This window comes from Burkholderia sp. HI4860 (assembly GCF_002223045.2).
In the GTDB taxonomy this organism is placed as follows: domain Bacteria; phylum Pseudomonadota; class Gammaproteobacteria; order Burkholderiales; family Burkholderiaceae; genus Burkholderia.
Window position 1 is genome coordinate 366,907 of record NZ_NKFO02000001.1, and the last position, 20,590, is coordinate 387,496.

Consider the following 20,590-nt stretch of genomic DNA (forward strand, 5'->3'; position numbering starts at 1 on the left):
CCCAGAAAGCCTTCAGCAACTTCCGCAGCAAAGGTATTATCTCTGAGCGCCCAATGCCTTAAGTATGCTCACCGTCGGCGCTTGTGGACAAATAGTAAAACCTGTGCGAGCCCAAGTTGAAAATTCAATCCCTCCTGATTTCGGGTTTCCGGTGCCTTGGACCGAATGCGGTTCACGTCGACCTGAGCAGTTCCCTTCCCACCCTTGTCGGAGCAAATGGGTCCGGGAAGACGACAATTTTGCATGCGCTCGCCAAACTTTTTGGGATAACGCGAGCCCAGCGAACCATCACTCGGGATGATTTTCACGTTCCTTCGGGCGAGAACCCAGACGTTCGTACCGAGAGGTCCCTATTTATTGAAGTGCTGATTGGCCTGCCGGAACTTGCAGACAACAGCACAACTTCATCGGCAACCGTAGCCCCCATGTTCAAGCACATGGTCGTCGCCGGTCCAGAGGGCGCCCCCTTGTGTCGAATGCGACTAGAAGCGCACTGGGTCGACGACGGGACTGTCGACGGTGAGGTTATACAACGTCTGGACTGGATTACTACCCTCGGCCTCATAGGCGACAACCATCGGCACTCAGTGTCTCCATCCGATAGAGGGCTGATTCAGCTTCATTACACGCCTGCCAGTCGCGATGCCGTAGCGCAAATTCGTGCGTCTACCGGGGCACTCGCAGCGCGCTTGCTTCGCGCAATCGAATGGTCCGCTGCTACCCAAACTCAGGTCGAGCTCGCAAGCAACGCCATGCAGAAGGCCTTCATATCAGAAGGTGCTATCTCTGCGATAAAGGATGCGCTAACCGCACGTTGGATGGCTCTCAACGCTGATGCGGCCGACTCGCAGCCGTCTATTGTGCTGACCAGTCGACGGTTCGAAGAAATAGTCCGCAACATAGGTGTAGTTTTCCAGCAGACACAGGGAGGGTTTGAGCGCGGCCTTAACATGCTCAGCGATGGACAGCAGTCGCTGTTCTACTTCGCCCTCGCGGCTGCGGTTTTCGACGTTGAGCGACAAGCATCGTTTCAGGCTATTGGTGGATTCGACTCGACCCGACTGTCAACGCCGGCTCTCACAATCTTCGCTATCGAAGAGCCAGAGAACCACCTCGCTCCGCACTACCTTGCGCGTATCATCGAGCAAGTTCGGAGTTTGATTGGCGGATATACCGCGCAAGCTATCTTGACGAGCCACTCTCCGAGCGTCCTCAGTCGGGTTGCGCCTGAAGAGGTTCGTTACTGTCGGCGAGACCTGAAGACCGGCGTCTCCTACGTGAAGCCAATCAGTCTCCCACAAGGCGATGTCGAAGCGGTCAAGTTTGTCCGTGGCGCTATGCTGGCATATCCAGAGCTGTATTTCGCCAAGTTCGTTGTTCTTGGAGAAGGCGACTCGGAACAGATTGTCCTACCCCGTCTCGCGAAAGCACTACAGCTTAATGTCGATACATCCTTCGTTGCCGTTGTTCCGCTCGGAGGCCGCCACGTTCACCACTTCTGGCGGCTGCTACGGGACCTGGAAATCCCCCACGCAACTCTCCTCGACTTAGACCTTGGTCGCAACGGTGGAGGTTTCGGCAGAGTGAAAACGGCCGTTCAACAGCTCCTGAAGAACGGAACGAACCGGGAGCGTCTTGTCACTCGCACCGATGGCAGCGTTATGTCTGATGGCGAAATAGAGCAAATGCATACGTGGGACAACTCTCAGTACCTAGCCTCATGGCTGGAGTGTCTCGAGCGGCACGGCGTCTTCTTCGCTAGTCCGTTGGACTTGGATATGGAAATGTTGGCGGCTTATTCACAGAGTTACGCCTCCTTGATACCAGCCGGGAGAGGACCTGAGTTGACCGTTGATGAGGCCGCGATTGCTGTGCTTAGCAAGGGAGGCCTTTCGAACTACGTTGGGCCATTGGGACGCTACGCTGACCTCCTTCCCTTCTACAAGTATCACTTCTTGTCGCACAGCAAGCCAGCAACTCATTTGCGCGCTCTTTCGAATGCAGAAGATGCCGAATTATTGAGAACGATGCCGCTCTCCCTACGCCGCCTCCTCACGCACGTGAACGCACACCTGGGGCAATCCTGAGATGGAACGCACTCCTCGCCGCGTGGCACCCTTAAATTGGAGCTCAATTGGTGTCAATACGCTGGAGCCAAACGCATTGAACGTCGTTCGCTCCACAACTAACGTCTCAGTAATCGCAGGCCCTGGTGCAGGAAAGACGGAGCTCCTTGCCCAGCGCGCTGCATATCTGCTTCAGACAGGTCTGTCACAAAGTCCCCAGCGGATTCTTGCCATCAGCTTCAAACGTGACGCCGCGACCAACCTGGCCGAACGAGTCAAGCGGCGATGTCATCCCGACCACGCGGAACGCATGGATTCAATGACATTCGACGCGTTCGCTAAAAGTATTGTCGACCGGTTTGGTGCAGCGCTTCCTGAGCAATGGAGACCCAACCACGACTACAAAATCTTTAACGCGAACGAGCGGATGTATTCCGAGTTTCTCCGAAGTCTGGGAGAGCTCCCAGAGTTTCCAGGGTCTTCGAACGAACTGTTATCAGCCACAGGGCAGGTATTTGAACGCGACCATTTGCTCGGGCAACCACTTCCAATCATCACTGGCAAAGCTTCATCCGCACTAAGCTCCGCAGCCATGTCGTTTTGGAACACGGCACTGCGCAATGAGCACGGGAGCTTTCTCACCTTCCCTATGCTCGGACGACTCGCCGAACTCGTTCTACGCGTAAATCCCTTGCTTCGAAAAGCGGTTGCGCTTACGTACTCACACCTCTTCCTTGACGAATTTCAGGACACAACTCATGTTCAGTATGAACTTGTGAAAACGATGTTTCTGGGAACGCCCACCATCGTGACCGCTGTGGGCGATAACAAGCAACAAATTATGCGGTGGGCGATGGCGATGGAGCGCCCCTTCGACAGATTCGAGCATGACTTCGGGGCAAGCCGAATTCCGCTGTTTAACAATTACAGGTCATCACCCGACCTCGTGAGAATACAGCACGTTCTTGCCCAAGCTCTTGATGCGGGGTCGCTAGCTGCCGTTTCAAAAGTTCCGCGATTGGTCGACGGCGATAGCTGCGCAGTTTGGACATTCACCAACCCCGACGTTGAGGCCCAGTCCGTTGCTGAATACATCGCGCGCACCATTGCTCAACTCGGGCTCGGGCCACGCGACTTCGTGATTTTGGTGCGGCAACGGGCAGACACTTACGCACCGCGGTTTGCTGCCCAACTGTCGATACACGGAATCACGCTGAGAAATGAGGCCGCCCTTGTCGGGGACGTCCCGCTTCAAGACTTGATTACCGAAGAGCTTTCGAAGCTTGTAATTGCCACATTGCGGCTGGCACATGATAGCGCCGCACCGAAAGCATGGACGTATCTGGTGGCAACCATGCGAAGAATACGAGGACAGTCCGCCGCCGACGACTATCGGAATCGGCTGCTTGAGACCGAGCTATCCCAAGTTTCAGCAAATCTCCGCGAGCGGTTTGGGGCACTTCCAAATGCGCTTCAGGACACTCAGGAACTTGTCGGCGCGATTTTAGAGTTCGTCGGGCACACGTCATTGCGAGCCCATGTCGCTCAGTACCGACAGGGGGATTGGATGGATAAGGTTGCGGACGCAGTCGCACAACATCTCCTGAATAGTCTAAGCCCGGATGGCTGGAGCGAGTCTCTTGATAGATACGAAGGTCTATCCTCGGTCCCATTGATGACAATTCACAAGAGCAAAGGGCTCGAGTACCACACGGTCATCTTCGTCGGCCTCGACGATGAGGCTTGGTGGAGTTTTACCAAGGACTCGGTGGAAGCCACAGCCGGCTTTTTCGTCGCCTTCACTCGCGCCAAACAGCGTGTCGTCTTCACATACTGTCCCCTCCGCGGGGACCGAACGAAGATTAACGCGCTCTATGAGCTACTCCACAGCGCGAACGTTCCTGAGATACGCTTCGCCTGACCGGCGAGCTAAGCTCTCCGAAAGCTTGCTGCCGCTGCTATCGCTATGCATGTGCTCAAGAAACTGAGACGCCTCAAATCCAGCTAATACCCTGTAACTTAGTGAGCCAATCCTTCGCGACGTCAGGTTCAATTTGTTGAGCGAAGGCGCAAATCCCTGCAAGATGCCGATACATACCCAGTGTCGAAGAGAATCCACTGCGTTTAGCATGCTCGGTGGGGCCGAAGAGTTTCAGATAGTGAAGATGCACCCGCATCCGGCTCTTCAGCTCGGCCGGAAGACGTGGACGTACATCATTGACGGTTAGTCCAAGCACGACTTTCCTCGCGCCGGGGGGTACCACAACGGTTTTGGTTCGATTGGGTCCAAGACCAGTAGCGCCCAAGGCGTCGTACACTGAGCGTATGAGTTTGGTCGCTTTGTCGCGGGTGTACGTGCGACTCCTAGTCGAAAAGCACAAATCATCCGCATACCGCGTGTACGTCATTCCTTCTTTCTGTGCGAGGTTAGTCATGTCCTCGTCAAATGAACGCATAACAAGGTTTGACAACTTAGGGCTAGTTGGCGCACCTTGAGGAAGTCTACCCATTCTTGAGCCGAAATAGGCCGCCACATGGTCCTTTCGACATGCTAAGCGCCTCACAGCAAAGACATCTTTTCTAGCGTATTTTGAGTCGATGCCAAGTCGAGTGCAAATTCGCGCGAGCTCGAATGAAAGCAAAGCTGGGTAACCAAGCGAAAGAAAAACTCGATAGACATCGATTTCGGTTATCGATTCGAAGAAATTCTTTACGTCCAATTTGACAAGCCATGTCGAACCGCAGTGTAGTTGCGCGGCATCGATAAGCTTCTTTCCCTGCGAATAAGCGACGCTTGCAGTATGTGGAGGGGCGACTGAGAGGATATTTTTATCAATCCATCGCTGCAACTGCATCAACCTAGGAGTTGGCACACAAATGCGGCGAAACGAGTGCTCACCCACTTCGTGCTTTACGCCCATCGCCTTTCGTTTGGACGTTTTCCCTCGGGGCGCACTAATGCGCTTCCGAATACTAAAGCTGCGATATGGCTCACTCGGATTTCGACTCACAACACTGCGGACGAAACCATATGAAATGCGCGCACGCACCGAGAGATGCTTTAAGGTGAAAATTACGGGCAGCTTCGGATTGATGGTCTGTATCTGTTTCGCAATTTTTTGAGCATTCCCGATGACTGCCTGCCCGGATTTTTCCTTGGCTCTGGATTGAAAGTTCTGAGGCGACCAGGTTTTCATCTACTTTGAATTGTTTTTCGCAGAATCAGCCGAAACTGAACAGCGAGACCGCGAGCGTTAAGGCACAGTTTCGGCTGATTTTGCCTAATGCGCCTGCTGCCACCGCGAGAGACCGACTTCGGCTCTCTCCTATTGCTAGGGGCCCACCCATCTATCGCTAGATGGGGTTTCACTAGACCTGACGTGGCCGCCTCAGACTTTCAGGGACATAGTATATCTCATCGTCCGTCGGAGGTGCACTGGGCTTCTTGTCGCTTTGATTCTCTAAGTATTTTTTATACATATCGCGTTGCCGGATTCCCTCTGTTGTTGGTCGACCGTTATCGTTAACCCAACCCAACGTTCTTAACTTTGACACGACGACTCGAGTTTCCAAAATTGTTAAATCACAACGCGCTGAGACGGCCAACTCAGACCTGCTACCATGCGTGACCGCCGAGAGCACCTCCATCAAAATCTTGACTGCCTCGCTTTTTATATGCGGCGCGTTAGGGCGCTCCATTGCGGCTCGCACATCACGTTTTTGCAGCATTTTCATCGCAAGGACGGCACCACCCTCACCACTCGATATTTCGACAACGCCTGCAGTAGACCTACCGGGAAACAGCGGCGTCCATCCTTTCATCTTGGCGTGCAAGATACTTGGAGCATTGTTAGGACAACCGTGAGCAAAAACCATCAACGCTCCTGACTGTTTATAGCCTAGGGAAACGCTGATCAATGGACCAACTTCCGAAGTTGCAGGCGAGATGGCTTCAAATTTTCTGGATGACGAAGCGAATCGGCGCTCAATTCAGTGAATTTGGCGCGTAAGCGAGCCTCCCCTGCTCGCATTTTTCATACGCATGACGGACTGCTCCCATGGACCGATCGCAACAGATTTCGCGCAATCACCAGATTCGCCAGAGCGAACAGGCTGAACAGTTGCGCGGTGTTCTTGGCCAAGCCCTTGTATCGGGTCTTGCGATGCTGAAACAGATTCTTGACGATATGAAACGGATGCTCAACCCGCGAACGGATCTGCGCCTTGGTTCGCTCGAGCGCGATCACCAGGTCCTTCAGCGCTCCTTCTTGCATCGCCTTGATCTTTCCCCGCCTGGCAGCGACGTGCCACTTCACGGCCTTGCCCGCCATTTCCTCGCGCTTGTCGACGCCAATGTAGCCCGCGTCGGCGAACACCTGCTCTTCATGCCCGTGCAGCAGGGCATGAGCTTGCGATACATCCGACACGTTGGCCGCCGTGCCAACCACACTGTGAATCAGGCCCGAGTCGGCGTCGACGCCAATGTGGGCTTTCATGCCAAAGTGCCATTCGTTGCCCTTCTTCGTTTGATGCATTTCCGGGTCACGGCTCTTCCCGGCATTCTTGGTCGACGGCGGCGCTTCAATGATCGTCGCGTCAACCAGCGTGCCTTCCTTCATCATCAGCCCACGCTCGCACAGCGAGATGCCAATCTCGTCGAACAACTTCCGTGTCAGTTCGTGTTCGATCAGCAGGCGCCGGAACTTCAACAGCGTGGTTGCATCAGGCACGTTCTCGATCGCCAGATCGATGCCGGCGAAGGCTCGCAGCGTGATGCTGTCATACAGCGCGTCTTCCAGTCCTTCGTCCGACAGTCCGTACCACTGTTGCACGAAGTAGATTCGCAGCATCCGCTCAAGGCCAATCGGCGGGCGACCTCGCGTGCCCTTCGGATAGTGCGGTTCGATGGCCGACAGCAAGCGCTGCCACGGAACGACCTTCTCCATCTCTTCCAGGAAGCGTTGGCGCCTCGTCACTCGCTTCTTGCCTGCAATTTCCGCTTCCGCGAAGCCGATCTGCCTCTTCATCGTCGTGGGTCCGTTCCGTGAGCTGTCTTCTAAACGTCCTCGGCTACGTCTGCGATGACCGCCGAGCCGAATAAATCAGCGTTTCCCTAGAGCTCCGTGACCTTTATAAGACTGAACGTGATAGCTCTGGCAGAGGTCAATCAGCTTCGCACGCTCCCCAGGAGGTCGGATGGCTGACAAGGTTTTGCAACCTCGAATCAATCGTACTTCTGGCGCAGAGGGGTGTCGCTGGACCTTTTCCTTTGCCTCTTTGGTGCCCGCGTAAGCAACAACCATGAATCGAATCTGTTTCCCCGAATACCAACTACGGAACGTGCGAAGCTTCCAGACGGAAGTCAAAAAATCGGAAACCCGCTGGCCGGAGCCTAGGAAGTCTGTCAGGACCACAAACGTATTTGGTTTCTTCGTGCGCAGGACGTCCGGCCCGCCATGGGATATGTATTGGCTCGGGTTGCTTCGTTGAAGTTCGGTCACCAACGTGCGAAGGACCCCTTCACTTCCCACCTCACCGGATTTGTTAACTGTCCTATATATCCAAGGCTCTGCACTTCCTGTAATTCTCCGCCTTCTTTTTCGCCTAGGCTCGGCAAATAGGCGCTTTGGGACGCCATTCAACTTTGGAATCTCTCTCTCGACGTAAAGCGCCAGCGGAAAGAAAGCTGGCTCTTGCTGGAGGAGGTCTGTGAGGTATGTCTTTATACTCTGCGCGAACTCGGTCTCATCGATGAATCTCACCTTATCCACGAGGGCAATAGCCGTCGCTTGGTCGGTTCGAGAAAATTGCGCCAACCAAGCCAAGCCATGTGCTGACCTCAGTATCGCCTTCATATCATGCACCAATCGTCGATTCTATGGAACGTGTCCGGAGTGAGGCTCGTGTCAGCTTAGTCGCCAGGCCGCGCCAAGTCGCGCAACAACCCCTGCGCCTGGTCATAGCCCGGGATGTCAGAACGCAACGCGCTCACGAGCTCGGCTATGTGAGACGCGACTTCAGCGCGCACGACTTCAGGCGTCGGTCGCCCGAGCGGCCGCAAGCGCAGGAAGGGAATTCCCGCCGTGGAAAAGAGCCTGTCCTTGCGCTCGTCGCGTACCTGCTGACGGTCGGTATCATGCCACGGGCTATCCACTTCGATAGCCAGCATGGGCAGATATGTAGTACTGGATACAACCACGATGTCTACGCTCGCGCGCAGGTAGTACCCGAAGTCATCCTGGTCGACCAATTCTTTCAGACGGTCGTAGCTCATGATGCTTTGCAACGCGCAATTCGGGAACACCAGGTGGTTCGGGCACAGTTGCACCACGACCTGGTAGATGCTGAACTCGCGCTCGCTGTTGAATACCTGCTTGATGGCGGCGGTACCGGTGCGGGTTTTCGAAGGCCCGAGAATGCAAACGGAATCGATTCCGGACCGTCCGCACCCTGCACCATCAAGCCACCCATCTCGATGTCCGAGACACGCGCGTACCGGGAGAGATAATTGACTGCGCTAACCAGGTAACGGTCGCGCTCATTTTCGTGCGTCGCCAAGGTGCTACGCATCATTGCCGCGAGACCATCGGAGAAATCGTGCGCGAAAGGCCCGGGGTATCTCTCTAGGACGACTGCGTAATCATTGGGCTTCGCGAAGCCCATCTCCCACAGGAACCCCCAGCCTGACGGAGTCAATTCCTGTCGGGATAAGTACTCGTCATCCAAGGCTTCGCCCACGTACTCATCGGGCAGGACAGGTTCGGGAAGCTTGGCCAACGCTGCGCGCACAGCCGGTGCGTCGCCCGGTGTAGCGGCAAGCATCTCCAACTCCGTTTGCATGGCCAGCAGCCGAATCTTGTCATCGTCCTCGAGCCCAGGCATCTTCCAGGCTCGTGCATAGGCCTCTCTTAGCAGAAGGTCCAAGTCGGGAACCTGCTCGAGCAGTTCCTTTTGCCCAGGAAGAAGGTCATCGTCCTCCCAGTGCTCGTCAGGGAACATCAAGGACAGGGCTACGCTTCGCAGACGCTCAACCCATTTGAACTGCATCGGGTCCATGCAGGCACGCGTCAATTGGTCGAGCGCGTGCAGCGTGTCCTCCAAGGTGAAGTCGAGCAGGCGCAGATAGATATGGAACTCGTCTGCGCGATAGAACCGCGTCGCGAGTTCGGCCATGCGCATTACGGCGCCTTTGAGCGCTGACCGGTTTTGCGCTTCGACGAATTCGATTGACGACAGGTGTGCCTTCGTCCAAGCGACAACCTTCGAGCTCAGTATCCAGAACTCCGCCTCGTGGCCCGTCTTGTCGACAATGCTCGACGGCGTCAGCGCGTTGACGAATTCCAACAGCTCGTTCCACTGCTCTGTCTGGACGCAATGATGGACCTGCTTCCGAAGGTCTTCAAGCGTGATGCCTATGGGGGTTTGAGAATTGATGCTGCTCCCTGTTGAGGCTGCAGGACGTTGGACCGCGGTAGCGCGTCGGGTAGCTCCGGACTTCTTGTTCTTACGTGACACATTGGCCTCGATATGTCGATATGGTGGAGCAAGGGGGACGCCGCCTGAGCAAAAGGGCCATATCGTCATGCGAGATGAGGGGCCTTGTGTATCCCTCACGCAGGTCGTGTGGACTCGTCCATCGAAGCTCCATTGCCCTGCTCTCCAGACGGCGTCTCGCGTTCTCAAAGCGCATCTACGCGATGCTTGCTCGAAATGAAAACGGCACAACCATGCCGCAACCACGTTAGGCGACAAGCAACTCCGACGGGCCTACCCCGAGACCCAACGCCAGCTTCTGAAGATTATCGAGTGTGATGTTCGTCGCCGCCCGTTCGATGTGACTTACGTACGGTCGGCGGAATGGTTCACAACGCACGTCTTGACGACAAGGTGCTCAACTCTTACGCACGTGATAGTCTCAGGTTTGCCGTCGGTCATGCTGTACGGCGAATTATGTATCGCAGACTACGTTACACAATCACCTGACGTACGGCAACCACGGGAGCAAACCATTTCTAAATGAGTGCGATGCCTGCAGCTGGATAGCATCATGCGTGGTCGAGGGCGGCGCCTCTAGCGTGGCGTCGCTTCGGCCTGATTGCCCGACTACACGGTCTTGTTCACGAGCCTGCTGGTCGGATGGTTCTCAATCATCAATCGCGCCATCTCCGCAAATGGGGAGTTCGTACCGACGAATATGTTCGCGGTTCGTGCTGAGATGGTTGGATTCCGGAAGTCGCCTGGGTAGAGAATAATCTCCTGGCGGAATCCGTAGCCCACGTTGTCGACGGCCGACAAAGTCAAACCGATTTTCGTCTCGTGTAGCAGCTGAAAAATCTCCTTCTGCTGCGGCACGGGTGTCCGCTCACCCATCGAGACAAAATGGATGGCTTCCTGAGGCACCTCTGCGGTGAACACGGGGAAGCCTCTTGCGTCGAAAACTTCTGTTTTATTGCAGTCATGTAGCGCGCGAATAATGCGGACCTCCTGCTCGTACTGCCACTCGACGGATTTCGCGCAAAGCTCGGACAAAGGTACAGGCGCAGCTTTATAGGAATCGATATGTTTTTTCGGACGCTCCTCCACGTACTCGACCGGTATTTGACCAGTGAAGAACTCATGGTCGGCATCGAAGGCGATGACGGCGCCTTGATACTGGTCGGCGTAGTGCGACCACATCAAGATTGAGTTGGGGGATTTCGACAGACAGAGAATACCGACCTGCTGATTGAACTGGTCCAGGATATTTCGGGATGTGAAATCGCTGGCCACGTATCCGTCCGTCACCTGGACGACAGCGTCGAGCGGGGCCTCACGTCGAGGGGAGAGAATGTCGAACGAAAGGCTGATTTGCTCTTCCGCTTGGTCAGTCCGAACAACTATCTCCGGCAGCAGCTCGAATGGGTCATTAAACGCCCCAGGCTGGGTCAGGCGAATGGACCCTCCGAGTATCCTCTTCAGCGTAGGGATAGTTACGTACTTGTACAAAAGGTTCTTGGCCATCAGTGTTCCAGTCTAACCACATTCCCCGGGCTGCTGCTCGTCGTCGACGTAGTCCGCATGGTCTCGTGCAGACTAGATGGTCCGCTTAAAACCCCCCGTATTCTTAGAGACGGTTTCAAAAAGGCCCCGTGGGGCTGTTAACTTTCGCGGTGAGCTGTTAACCTCAGGCATCGGAACAACCGAGACTGAGGAGATGGCCAAGCCGATCATCGACGATGAATTGTGGACACTGATCGAGCCGTTACTGCCGCCACCCAAGCCGCGGCGCGAGAAGAACCCGGGCCGCCTGCCTGTTTCGAATCGCGCCGCGCTGACCGGCATCCTGTTCGTTCTCAAGACCGGACTACGCTGGCGCGACCTGCCGGCCGAGATGGGATGCGGCTCGGGCGTGACATGTTGGCGCCGGCTGCGCGATTGGCAAGCAGCCGGTGTCTGGGATCGCTTGCACGAGCTACTGCTCGCAAAGCTGCGCGCAGCGGACCAGATCGACTTCTCACGAGCCGCCGTCGATTCATCATCGATTCGCGCCGTTGGGGCAGGCCAAAAACTGGGCCAAACCCCACCGATCGCGCGCGACCCGGTTCCAAGCACCACATCGTCACCGACGCCAACGGTACGCCGCTCGCCGCGATCCTGACCGGCGCGAACGTCAACGACGTCACGCAATTGCTGCCGCTGATCGACGCGATTCCGCCGATCCGCGGATTGCGTGGCCACCCATTGCAGCGGCCGCGTGTGGTCTACGCGGATCGCGGTTACGACTCCGAGCGACATCGGCGCGCGTTGCGCGATCGCGGTATCGAGCCAGTGATCGCCAAGCGCCGTACCGAACATGGCAGCGGCCTTGGCAAATATCGCTGGGTCGTCGAACGCACGCATGCCTGGCTGCATCACTTCCGTCGTCTCCGTATTCGTTTCGAGCGCCGTGCAGACATTCACGGCGCGTTCCTCAAACTCGGTTGCTGTCTGATCTGCTGGAATACCCTTCGGCGGGCCGATCAGTCTTTATGAAACCGTCTCTTAGCACAACTCCACCAGATTTTACTCCTCGCAAACTCACTGTGACCCTCTGGATACAAGTGAACTCCTTCACGTAAGCAACGCTCTCGCGCAGTGAAATCGCATTGCAAGATATGAAGCAGAGAGACCATTAGGGTCAAGCCGGCCGCGTCCCGTCTATCTAGCGTTTCGCGATGCGATGCTAACTGTTTCGATAAAATGCAGTCGCCTTCCCCAGTACACAATCGGTCTATTGCTTTCCGCTCGAGTGACTAATCCATATTTGCTATTCGCCAAGCTTAGATTGCGATGCACGCGTCGAAAACGCGACAACTGAATTTCAGATTCTTGTACACTTTCGTAGAGAAGAAAGCACATACGCGGCAGGAAAAGACTTCATCAACCACGCAACGGGGGCACTATGGGCAGCTCAGGCTCGGGTTCTTTTTCGGACTATCCCGGTACGAAAGCCAAGGAGGTCAAGGGAGACGGAAATGGTGTCGCGGGTGGCACGAGCGGTGTCGACAGGTGCAAGCAGGCATTCTCCAGCGTACTTGAGGATGTCGGCCAGTGCGACTTCTATTCGCAATTCAGGAAAGTACCTACGCCCGGCACCCAGTTGAGCATCTTCTTTGATAAGAAGCGCATCTTCGCAGTCAATGTGGACGGCGTGAAGGTGGGTGCACTTCCCACATCGTTCAACTACCTTGCGGCTTGCCTGGCGGGCGGCGTGACTTACGTCGGCGTGGTGAAGAGTTCGGCGGACAAGCCTGTTCCCACCATCGAAGCTGACTTCGTACCGCAATAATTATGGCGCCCGCAGACGCAGTTCTGATTGTTGGGGAGTTGGTTGTCGACTACACGCTCGCCCGCCAAGGTGCGATGTGCAAGCTTCGTTTGGGTGGTATCGCGCACGCTGCGCGAGGACTTTGGGCTGCAGGCCTCGATTACTCTGTGGCGGCAGTCTGCCCGCAGTATCTGATAGACGAAGCGGAGCGCTATCTGAAGGAGTGCGGTTGTAAGGAATTCATTTGGCTTGGTGATGTCGTCGGCGCACCGAACGTCATTTTGATTGGAGACACGACAGAGGTCTCGCATCAAGGCTACGAAGACTTGATGCGCGACACCAAGGTGGTGAATTTCCGCGCACCACTCCCGCGGCTTGACGCTTACCAGAAGGTCGTTATCTTCCCCGGTCGGTTCGATATCAACGAACTCACTAGTGCTTTCTCTCCCGACGCACGCTTCTCATTCGACATCGCTTATGACCTGGACGACCTGTCGGCACTCGAGGCATACAGCGGGCGGGCGCAGGCGCTCATCATCTCGACGTCGTCTTCGTTGTTCGAGCGGCTCGGCAAGGGCGATGTTGGCGGGTTGATAGCGGCGGTCAAGAAGCTGTCGCCGGACGTATTCTTGCTGAAGGAGAATCGTGGCGGCAGCCGGCTCTTCGATTTACGCGACGGCAGCGTCGAAGAAATTCCCGCGACCCTCGGTATAACGGTCAACTCCGTTGGAGTGGGCGACGTCTACAGCGCTGTGATGGTCGGTCTCGCTCACAAGGGATGGATTGAAGCCGCATGGCGCGGCTGTCAGGCTGCGACGGTTTACTCGCAGTCCACGTTCCCTGACGACATTCAGCGCGACGTGCAAAGAGGTTTCCTGCTGTCTCTCGATGCGCTGCAGTCGCTCGGCGGGACCGTGCTTCCTTGGCACGACCGACCGCGCTATTCCATCTACCTTGCTGGACCGGACCTTTCCTACGTTGAGAAGCCGGAACTCGACCGAGCGGCGGATAGCCTGAAGTATCACAACTTCAAAGTGCGTCGTCCTATCCAGGAGAACGGCGAGTTGAAGCGGCCCGCGAGCGAAGCTGACCTGCGTCGCACGTATTACATGGACTGTCAGCTGCTAAAAGAGTGCGACGCCGTCTTCGCAGTTCCACTCGACCGTGACCCTGGCACGCTCATCGAAATCGGCATGGCAATCGAGATGGGTAAGCCGGTCGTCACCTACGACCCACGGCAAGAAAATGAGAACACGATGGTCGTCGTCGGAAGTTCGGTATACTCCGCCGACCTCGATGTGTGTCTCAACGGTACTTTCGACGCTCTTGCCAAATTGAGGGCCGAATCGCAATGAAAAGCGCGCTTCTTCTGGCCTCTGGCGGCCTGGACTCAACGACTGTTGGGTACCAGCTCGTGGCAACGGGCGTTGAGGTCGTCCCAATCTTTTTTGACTACGGGCAACATTGCGTAGACGTTGAGTGGAGCCGGGTCACCGAGGTCCTGCCTGCCGATATGAGGCGACCTGAGCGCTTTGACATATCGGATATCTTCAGAGGTTCGCAGTCGCGGCTGATTCGCGAAGCTGACCTCTGGACTGAAGAGGTCAAGGACGACGACTTGTACATCCCCTACCGAACGATGCTGTTCTTCGCTGCTGCTGCGGCGCGTGCACAAACGGTCGGTATCCTGGATGTCTATACTGGCTTCATCAATAGCAACCACGCCAAAGAAATTGACTGTACTGCCGCGTTTATGAACAGCCTCGACGGACTCACATCGAGCATTGGTCCCGTTCGCTTCCACTCCCCGTTCCGCTACTCGTCCAAGGCCGACGTGGCCCGAGTGGCTGCGGAACTTGGCGTGCCTATCGGACGAACCTACTCTTGCCAGGCGTCTGCACAGTTTCCGTGCGGCGCATGTCCGAACTGCGTCGAGCGCCTGAACGCATTGAAAGAGGCTAAGTTGGTATGAGCACGACTGAAGCCAAAGGGGCCGCTATCGAGGTATTACTCGCAGCGCGTCGCATCGCCGACCATGCGAAGGACGAGGGCGCACTTTTCGAGGAGATGCATCCGCGTGCTACATGCGAGCACTTGGGAGCCGTTCTTGCGGATTCCGTGCTCCAGGCAGGGCTCAATTACACGACGGTTGTGCGTCCGCGGGTAGTGGCCATCCTGCGGGCACATCCGAATCGCCTCACAATTTCCTCATTGGTCGCACTGATTCAAGACGGCAAGACAGGTGCCTTCCTGAACTGGCGCCACCATGAGAAGGTGACTCGCTTCGAAGCGCTGGTTGTTTTCCTCAAGGATTGGGGAATCGAGGACGTGAATGACTTACGCGTTAGCCTTGCGTCCGACGAGTTCTGCGATGCACTTCAGACCGTCAATGGCATCGGTCCGAAGACTGTGGATTACATGGCGTGTCTCGTTGGTATCGACTCTATAGCAGTTGACCGCCATGTGCGCACGTTCGCGAAAACTGTCGGTGTCGAAAACGACGACTATCACTTCCTCCGCAAATCATTCTGTTGCGCGGCGGACCTTCTATCACTACCGCGACGCGAATTCGATGCTTGGCTATGGCGCCGCGCTGCGGCGCCAGCCCAAGTGCAGTTGACCTTGGCGGTCTGAGCGGGTTGAACGGCGAGCACTTCTTGTGAGGACCATCCGTCTGGGTGCAGTATGCCGCGTACGACACGCCGTTATTCGAGCATCGTGACCAATGTCGACGAGCGAAAGTCAGCAAATGAGCGCCTGAGCTGACGATGAATGTGCTACCAGGTGGGTTCGACTCAAGATGGCGGCACTTTCGACTTGGAATCGTATAGGGCTACAGCCGTCCTGACGACCTCGGCGATGTAAGCATCTTCGCTGAGCCCGCCAAAATCTCGCGTGGAAGTGACGTCGATACGATGAATGATGTGTCCGAAGCGCTCAGCTGCTCTGGGTGACATCTCGGTGCCAAGCGTTTGACGCATGGCACCAAGCAATACATAAATTGCCAGCTTTAGTTTGGCGCGAATGTTCTTCATAAACGCATCAAGAGCGACACGGCCCTCTGAAGAGTTGAGAGAGAACCTCGGCTCCAACAATAGCCTGTGAATGAAAACGTTGCGCATCTCAAGAAGCGAGTCGAAATCCGAAGCAAAGCGCTCCGGCAATGTTGTTCTTGTAGACAACTCCTTGAGTAATCGTCCCAATGTCTCCTTGTTCCGAAGGAGTAACTGCTCAAGTTTTTGGTCTGCCTCGCTCTCCGATACTGTGGACAGTAGGAATGCGACCAACAACTGCTCAAATGCTTGAAGCGATACCAAAGTCTCGCCGATTAAGCTAGAAATATGCAAGCGCGATATCTGCTCCATGCTGTCTCCGCCCGTAGTCGGCTATGTTGGTGTGGCAATTGAATATCATAAATCACAGCTTGTTGGCGGATACGCGGGATACGGTTGCAGCCGCGGGTGCGCTTGCGCAGCATATACCGTCCGGCGGCATCCATTAGCAAGTAAGTGCGACATGCTGGGGGGGCGGACAAGCTCGCAGAGTCCGCACGCTCGGTCAATGGCGACGTGCAGTGGGCTTTCGCCGAGCCGTAGGATGTACACGCGCTACAAACCACGGAGGCAGCATGCTGGTTTCGAACATCAAACCGCCGATAATCCCCCTCGATACGTTGAGGGACCTTATCGCGCAAACGGTTGCGGCCGCGAAGGCTTACGACCTTCCGGATGTTTGCGTTCGGCTTGGGATTCAACAGGCTGTCGAACCCGACGATGGCCAAGAGGCTTTCAGTAGCAAGCGGCAGTATGTGCGGCGCCGTATCCTCACCTGGGACGAGCCAGCCCTCCTTGACCTTACGGCGCGAGTGCTCCGAGAGTACCCCTCCGAGGACCTCGCGGACGCCTTCAACGAAATGACAGTCCACGCCGAACACCGCGTGAGCCAACTAGTTCGCCGTGACGTGCTCAAGGCCCTTAATCCCTTGCCATCCTTGTTTGGCGAACTTCCGCTGATTGAGAGCCTGCAGGAGATATTTGGCATAGCTGTTTTGGAGGCTGGGGCATCCTGGTGGATTGAAAACACCAGCTTGCATGCACAGATTGTGCAGCACTGCCTGCGCAACGACGACTGGTCGCACGAAGAGTTGCTGACGCAATGCGGTGTGCTGACGTGCAGTCAGGCGCGCTTTTTTGCGCTGCTCGCTAAGCTTCTTCACCCGTTGACTCGCCGCGACGCAGAGCAGGCAGAGTTGGCCGCCGCCATTGGCAATGCGCTTAAACGCGACGGCTTCACGGTGCGGCAAACGTCCGTCGAGTCAGGATATGCCATCTACGGCGCGGTTCGTGCGCAGGCCGGCGTGGCTGGAGCGATGAAGAATCTGATTTTCGCGTCGACTGGCGAAAAGCCTGAGCTGGTCTTTCGTGACGCGCTCAACAATGACGTCGAAATCACTAAGCACGCGGACAAGGTGCTCGTCTTCGACCGCGCGCTGCCTAGCTCTGGCCTTCTGCTGTGGAAGGACCTCCGAGACTGGTATGCCGAACTTCAATGCATTAGCGACATGGGCAGCGCGAAGGACCAGTTGTTCCGGCGGCTACGCCAGTCCGTCGTCGACACGGACTCTCCCGGCGAGTTTGCGCTGTTTCAGGGCTATTACGAACGCTATGGGAAAGAGCTTGGCGACAGGCTGCCGGCGTTAATCCCGCAGGTATACCTGCATTACGACCCCTACACGCGCCGCGAGCGCGGAGACGAACAGTTTCTGGCACGGCAGCGCATGGACTTTCTCTTGATGCTGGACCAGGGTGTGCGAATCGTCATCGAAATTGATGGCCGACATCACTATGCAGTGGCAGACCGTAACGTGCCCGAGCGCTACATTGCGAACGCGCAGCGCTACGCCGAGATGGCGGCCGAGGACCGCCGGCTACGGCTGATGGGCTACGAGGTGTACCGCTTCGGCGGGCACGAGTTCCTTGATGTCAATCTTGAACAACGGAATGTCGGCCCGAAGGCACTGCGATGTGTCACGGAATTCTTCGACAGGCTGCTGTCCAGACATAGCGTCCGATAGCCGGATAACCTGTTGGTCGACCGGTATTCCGCCGCAGTTGACGCCGCGTCTTGTCGGATTGCCTCGCTAGGGACGTCACACTGGCGATTGCGCGCCGGATAGACTATGCCATGCCGGACGTGCACAGAGGGGGCACTCGGCGTCGAGTCCTATTGTTGCCCTTCGGGCTGCGAGGACCGAGACGATTAGCGGGAAGCCGCGAGGGCCTCGTATCAGGGAAGGGGCAAGATGTCGGCTAGCTGCCTTTTCAGAAGTAGGCCCATCTCATCATAGTGCGCGGTCATCGCCTTCAGATAGGCAACTACAAAAACAACCTGATGAATAAGGCGGTTTTAACGGTGCCCTTGGCTTATCGTGCACTTTGTAAGCGCCCGGCGTAACCACGGGGCGGATTCGCCGGACGCTTACTTCGGCGTCGACCCGGTGCACAGTATCCCTAAGCTTGCCTTCGGTCTGTTGATGGGTGTGTCACATTGAAATTTTCTTTTCTTGAGCGCAGTTTCCGCACTACAGTCGCTCGATATGGCATAGTGCGCCCATCATTCACATATAAGGGAAGCCGATGGCTACGCTCGGAAATATACAAGCGAAAATTGCGAAGCTCCAAGCTCAGGCGGAAGCCCTCGTTCAGAAAGAGTCTTCTGGCGCTCTCGAAAAAATCCACGGGCTGATGCAAAAGCACGGCATTACTACGGCAGACATCGAGTCGTTTATCGGCGGCAAGAAGCGTGGTCGCAAGTCGGCAGCCACCGCTGCACCGAAGCAAGCCGCAGGCCCTGCGAAATATCGCGACCCCAAGACCGGCACAACGTGGACTGGTCATGGGCGTGCACCGGCATGGATTGCGAATGCGAAGGACCGGACGAAGTTCCTGGTCGAAGAGGCGCCTGCGAAGTCGGCTCGTGCCACTTCGACGAGCGCAAAGACCGGGAACTACGTGCGAGGCCCGCAGGCTCCGAAGTATCGGGACCCAAAGTCGGGAGCGACTTGGAGCGGCCGTGGTCGCGCGCCAGTGTGGCTCGCTGGCGCGAAGGACCCCTCAAGGTTCTTGATTGACGGTGCTGAAGAAGCAACCTCGGCTGCGAAGCCGACGGCCACGAGGAGGAGCGCGGCTGGAAGGAAGGTAGCAGTCAAGAAAGCGGCAACCGCGAAGAACGTGCCGACCCGAAAGCCGGCGACGAAAACGCCCGTCCAAGCCTCGAAGAAGGAGCCTGCCAAGAAGACCCCAGTGAAAAAGGCCGCATCGAAAAAGGCGACGGCGAAGCAGGATGCTCGCAAGACTGCACACAGCGCGGTAACCGACGCTGCTGTAATCGCAAATGCTGCCGTTCCGACCGAGAGCGCTGAGGCCGCGTGAGCCCCTTCCAGGGTAAGGCGAAAAGGGTTCATCGCGACACTACGTACGCTTTGGGGAGAGCTGTTACCCAATTACCGAGCGTGGATTGCCTAGTTCGTGCGGGCGTGAAGCCCTTCTTTACGCCGGTGCCCAACTACGAGGCCAAGCCATCGGCAAGTGCCTTGTCATCGCTGTGCCGGCAGTGACCGTAGCGTCGTAAGGTTTGAGCTAGAGCGCCTGTGGAAACAAGCGTTCTAGCTTGTTGAATTGACCGTTTCGACAGCTTGTTTGATAGAACTAGCGGTGCCTCGGCGAGCCAGGACAAAGTCTGAGTTTGTGGGAGCTCAATGTGGAAAAGCAACCGAAACGATGGTCAGCGGACGAAATCACCAAGTTCTTTGATATCACCCGCAACAATCAATTCGCGACATTCTCGAATAACCATGATGCGTTCGGACGATACATCGATATCGACCTCGGATTTCGCCAACTGATTAGTGACGGGCTTCACCACAGCAAATTGTGGTTCTCCGGATTTTTTGTTACCAGAGCTCACTCTGCGTTTCTTGCTGCCACCTCAGCGGCCTGCTCAGGTCAGGTAGTCGAAGCGTACGCCCTGAATCGCGTTGTACTGGAGCATGCTCTGTACGGATTTTTCCTTGCTCGCAAGCCAGACCTGCGCGAAGTATGGCTCAAGCGCCACGACGACGAGGCTTCGTTACGCGAAGTCAAAAGGACATTCAAAATCACCGATATGATTGATGAACTGGCTATCATCGATGCCAATGAGGCAAAGGTGGCAGATGCACTGTATCAACGAACGATTGACCATGGTGCACATCCAAACGAACGCGCATTAATGCAGGGCCTGGCGGATGAGAAGATGGGCGAAGACATCCGGTTCAACACGAACTATTTGTTTCCAACTGGCGCCCCCCTCGAACTGTGCCACAAGACTACTGCACAAGTTGGCGTGTGTACATTGTCGATGTTCCGGCCACTTATGAAAGAGCGCTACGACGTCCTTGACCTCACTGGTCGACTTGACCACTTGAGGAAAGGGCTGTGAACACGCAATTGCCAGTTCCGCGCGTCGTCCACCCAGGAAGTAACGGTTGTTATGAGCTTCGGCCAATCTTGCACCTCTCTCTGCGCGGGCTGATGGGCTGAGTTCTCTCAATGTTAGACTTTCAGCGATACCGGTCGCAAGAAAAACAGAAGGTATGACAAACATGGACGTCGCCTCGCCAACTAGCGGACGATACTGGGCACCGCGTGGACAATCTATCCAAACGGACGAACATGGCTACACGGTATTCGCCGGGGGC

At 56.1% G+C, this 20,590-nt stretch carries 18 protein-coding genes; 10 read left to right on the forward strand and 8 right to left on the reverse strand.

The window, feature by feature from the left end:
• Positions 1–116: 116 nt before the first annotated feature.
• Together CFB34_RS01725 and CFB34_RS01730 are read left to right on the forward strand one after the other, a co-directional pair.
• The gene (locus CFB34_RS01725; protein WP_089443350.1) at positions 117–2,087 is read left to right on the forward strand and encodes an AAA family ATPase; all 1,971 of its coding nucleotides are present in this window, start codon (positions 117–119) and stop codon (positions 2,085–2,087) included.
• A gap of 1 nt (position 2,088) precedes the next feature.
• A complete protein-coding gene (locus tag CFB34_RS01730; protein ID WP_089443351.1) occupies positions 2,089–3,987 on the forward strand; it encodes an ATP-dependent helicase in 1,899 nt (632 codons plus the stop codon).
• A 73-nt stretch (positions 3,988–4,060) separates the two neighbouring features.
• Here the strand turns inward: CFB34_RS01730 and CFB34_RS01735 are convergent, their stop codons facing one another.
• From CFB34_RS01735 to CFB34_RS01760, 7 genes are all read right to left on the reverse strand, one after another.
• Entirely contained in the window at positions 4,061–5,263 is a 1,203-nt protein-coding gene (locus tag CFB34_RS01735) for a reverse transcriptase family protein (RefSeq protein WP_089443352.1), read from the reverse strand.
• Positions 5,264–5,435: 172 nt separating this feature from the next.
• The gene (locus CFB34_RS01740; RefSeq protein ID WP_143329531.1) at positions 5,436–5,942 is read right to left on the reverse strand and encodes a hypothetical protein; all 507 of its coding nucleotides are present in this window, start codon (positions 5,940–5,942) and stop codon (positions 5,436–5,438) included.
• 158 nt (positions 5,943–6,100) lie between these two features.
• Positions 6,101–7,093, reverse strand: a complete 993-nt coding sequence (locus CFB34_RS01745) for an IS5-like element ISBmu2 family transposase (RefSeq protein WP_006412423.1) — start codon at positions 7,091–7,093, stop codon at positions 6,101–6,103.
• 884 nt (positions 7,094–7,977) lie between these two features.
• Complete coding sequence (locus tag CFB34_RS01750) at positions 7,978–8,397, reverse strand: DUF2726 domain-containing protein (RefSeq protein ID WP_306427090.1); 420 nt, start codon at positions 8,395–8,397, stop codon at positions 7,978–7,980.
• Positions 8,337–9,410, reverse strand: a complete 1,074-nt coding sequence (locus CFB34_RS01755) for a hypothetical protein (protein ID WP_242808539.1) — start codon at positions 9,408–9,410, stop codon at positions 8,337–8,339. Before CFB34_RS01755 ends, CFB34_RS01750 begins: the two co-directional genes overlap by 61 nt.
• 397 nt (positions 9,411–9,807) lie before the next feature.
• On the reverse strand, positions 9,808–9,939 hold the full coding sequence (locus tag CFB34_RS38995; protein ID WP_089444674.1) for a helix-turn-helix transcriptional regulator: 132 nt from the start codon (positions 9,937–9,939) through the stop codon (positions 9,808–9,810).
• 230 nt (positions 9,940–10,169) lie between these two features.
• Positions 10,170–11,066: a DUF2971 domain-containing protein gene (locus CFB34_RS01760; RefSeq protein WP_089444675.1), complete on the reverse strand. Its 897-nt coding sequence runs from the start codon at positions 11,064–11,066 to the stop codon at positions 10,170–10,172.
• Positions 11,067–11,259: 193 nt separating this feature from the next.
• Here CFB34_RS01760 and CFB34_RS01765 point away from each other — a divergent pair.
• The 5 genes from CFB34_RS01765 to CFB34_RS01785 all read left to right on the forward strand — a co-directional run bounded on the left by CFB34_RS01765 (position 11,260) and on the right by CFB34_RS01785 (position 15,486).
• Positions 11,260–12,077, forward strand: a protein-coding gene (locus CFB34_RS01765; protein WP_085954470.1) for an IS5-like element IS402 family transposase whose coding sequence is annotated in 2 segments (ribosomal slippage) — positions 11,260–11,608 and positions 11,608–12,077 — 819 coding nt in all. Because the reading frame shifts where the segments join, the coding sequence is not laid out codon by codon here.
• A 409-nt stretch (positions 12,078–12,486) separates the two neighbouring features.
• The gene (locus CFB34_RS01770; RefSeq protein ID WP_089444668.1) at positions 12,487–12,873 is read left to right on the forward strand and encodes a hypothetical protein; all 387 of its coding nucleotides are present in this window, start codon (positions 12,487–12,489) and stop codon (positions 12,871–12,873) included.
• 2 nt (positions 12,874–12,875) lie between these two features.
• Positions 12,876–14,207: a nucleoside 2-deoxyribosyltransferase gene (locus CFB34_RS01775; protein ID WP_242808540.1), complete on the forward strand. Its 1,332-nt coding sequence runs from the start codon at positions 12,876–12,878 to the stop codon at positions 14,205–14,207.
• Positions 14,204–14,824: a 7-cyano-7-deazaguanine synthase gene (locus CFB34_RS01780; protein WP_089444667.1), complete on the forward strand. Its 621-nt coding sequence runs from the start codon at positions 14,204–14,206 to the stop codon at positions 14,822–14,824. The genes CFB34_RS01775 and CFB34_RS01780 overlap by 4 nt, the downstream gene beginning before the upstream one ends.
• Complete coding sequence (locus CFB34_RS01785; RefSeq protein ID WP_089444666.1) at positions 14,821–15,486, forward strand: hypothetical protein; 666 nt, start codon at positions 14,821–14,823, stop codon at positions 15,484–15,486. The genes CFB34_RS01780 and CFB34_RS01785 overlap by 4 nt, the downstream gene beginning before the upstream one ends.
• Positions 15,487–15,647: 161 nt before the next feature.
• Here the strand turns inward: CFB34_RS01785 and CFB34_RS01790 are convergent, their stop codons facing one another.
• The gene (locus CFB34_RS01790; protein WP_089444665.1) at positions 15,648–16,217 is read right to left on the reverse strand and encodes a hypothetical protein; all 570 of its coding nucleotides are present in this window, start codon (positions 16,215–16,217) and stop codon (positions 15,648–15,650) included.
• Positions 16,218–16,480: 263 nt separating this feature from the next.
• Here CFB34_RS01790 and CFB34_RS01795 point away from each other — a divergent pair, with 263 nt between their 5' ends.
• The 3 genes from CFB34_RS01795 to CFB34_RS01805 all read left to right on the forward strand — a co-directional run bounded on the left by CFB34_RS01795 (position 16,481) and on the right by CFB34_RS01805 (position 20,331).
• The gene (locus CFB34_RS01795; RefSeq protein WP_089444664.1) at positions 16,481–17,926 is read left to right on the forward strand and encodes a hypothetical protein; all 1,446 of its coding nucleotides are present in this window, start codon (positions 16,481–16,483) and stop codon (positions 17,924–17,926) included.
• 562 nt (positions 17,927–18,488) lie between these two features.
• Complete coding sequence (locus CFB34_RS01800) at positions 18,489–19,283, forward strand: H-NS histone family protein (RefSeq protein ID WP_089444663.1); 795 nt, start codon at positions 18,489–18,491, stop codon at positions 19,281–19,283.
• Between the two features lie 328 nt (positions 19,284–19,611).
• Positions 19,612–20,331, forward strand: a complete 720-nt coding sequence (locus CFB34_RS01805) for a hypothetical protein (protein WP_143329576.1) — start codon at positions 19,612–19,614, stop codon at positions 20,329–20,331.
• The last annotated feature ends 259 nt before the right edge of the window (positions 20,332–20,590 follow it).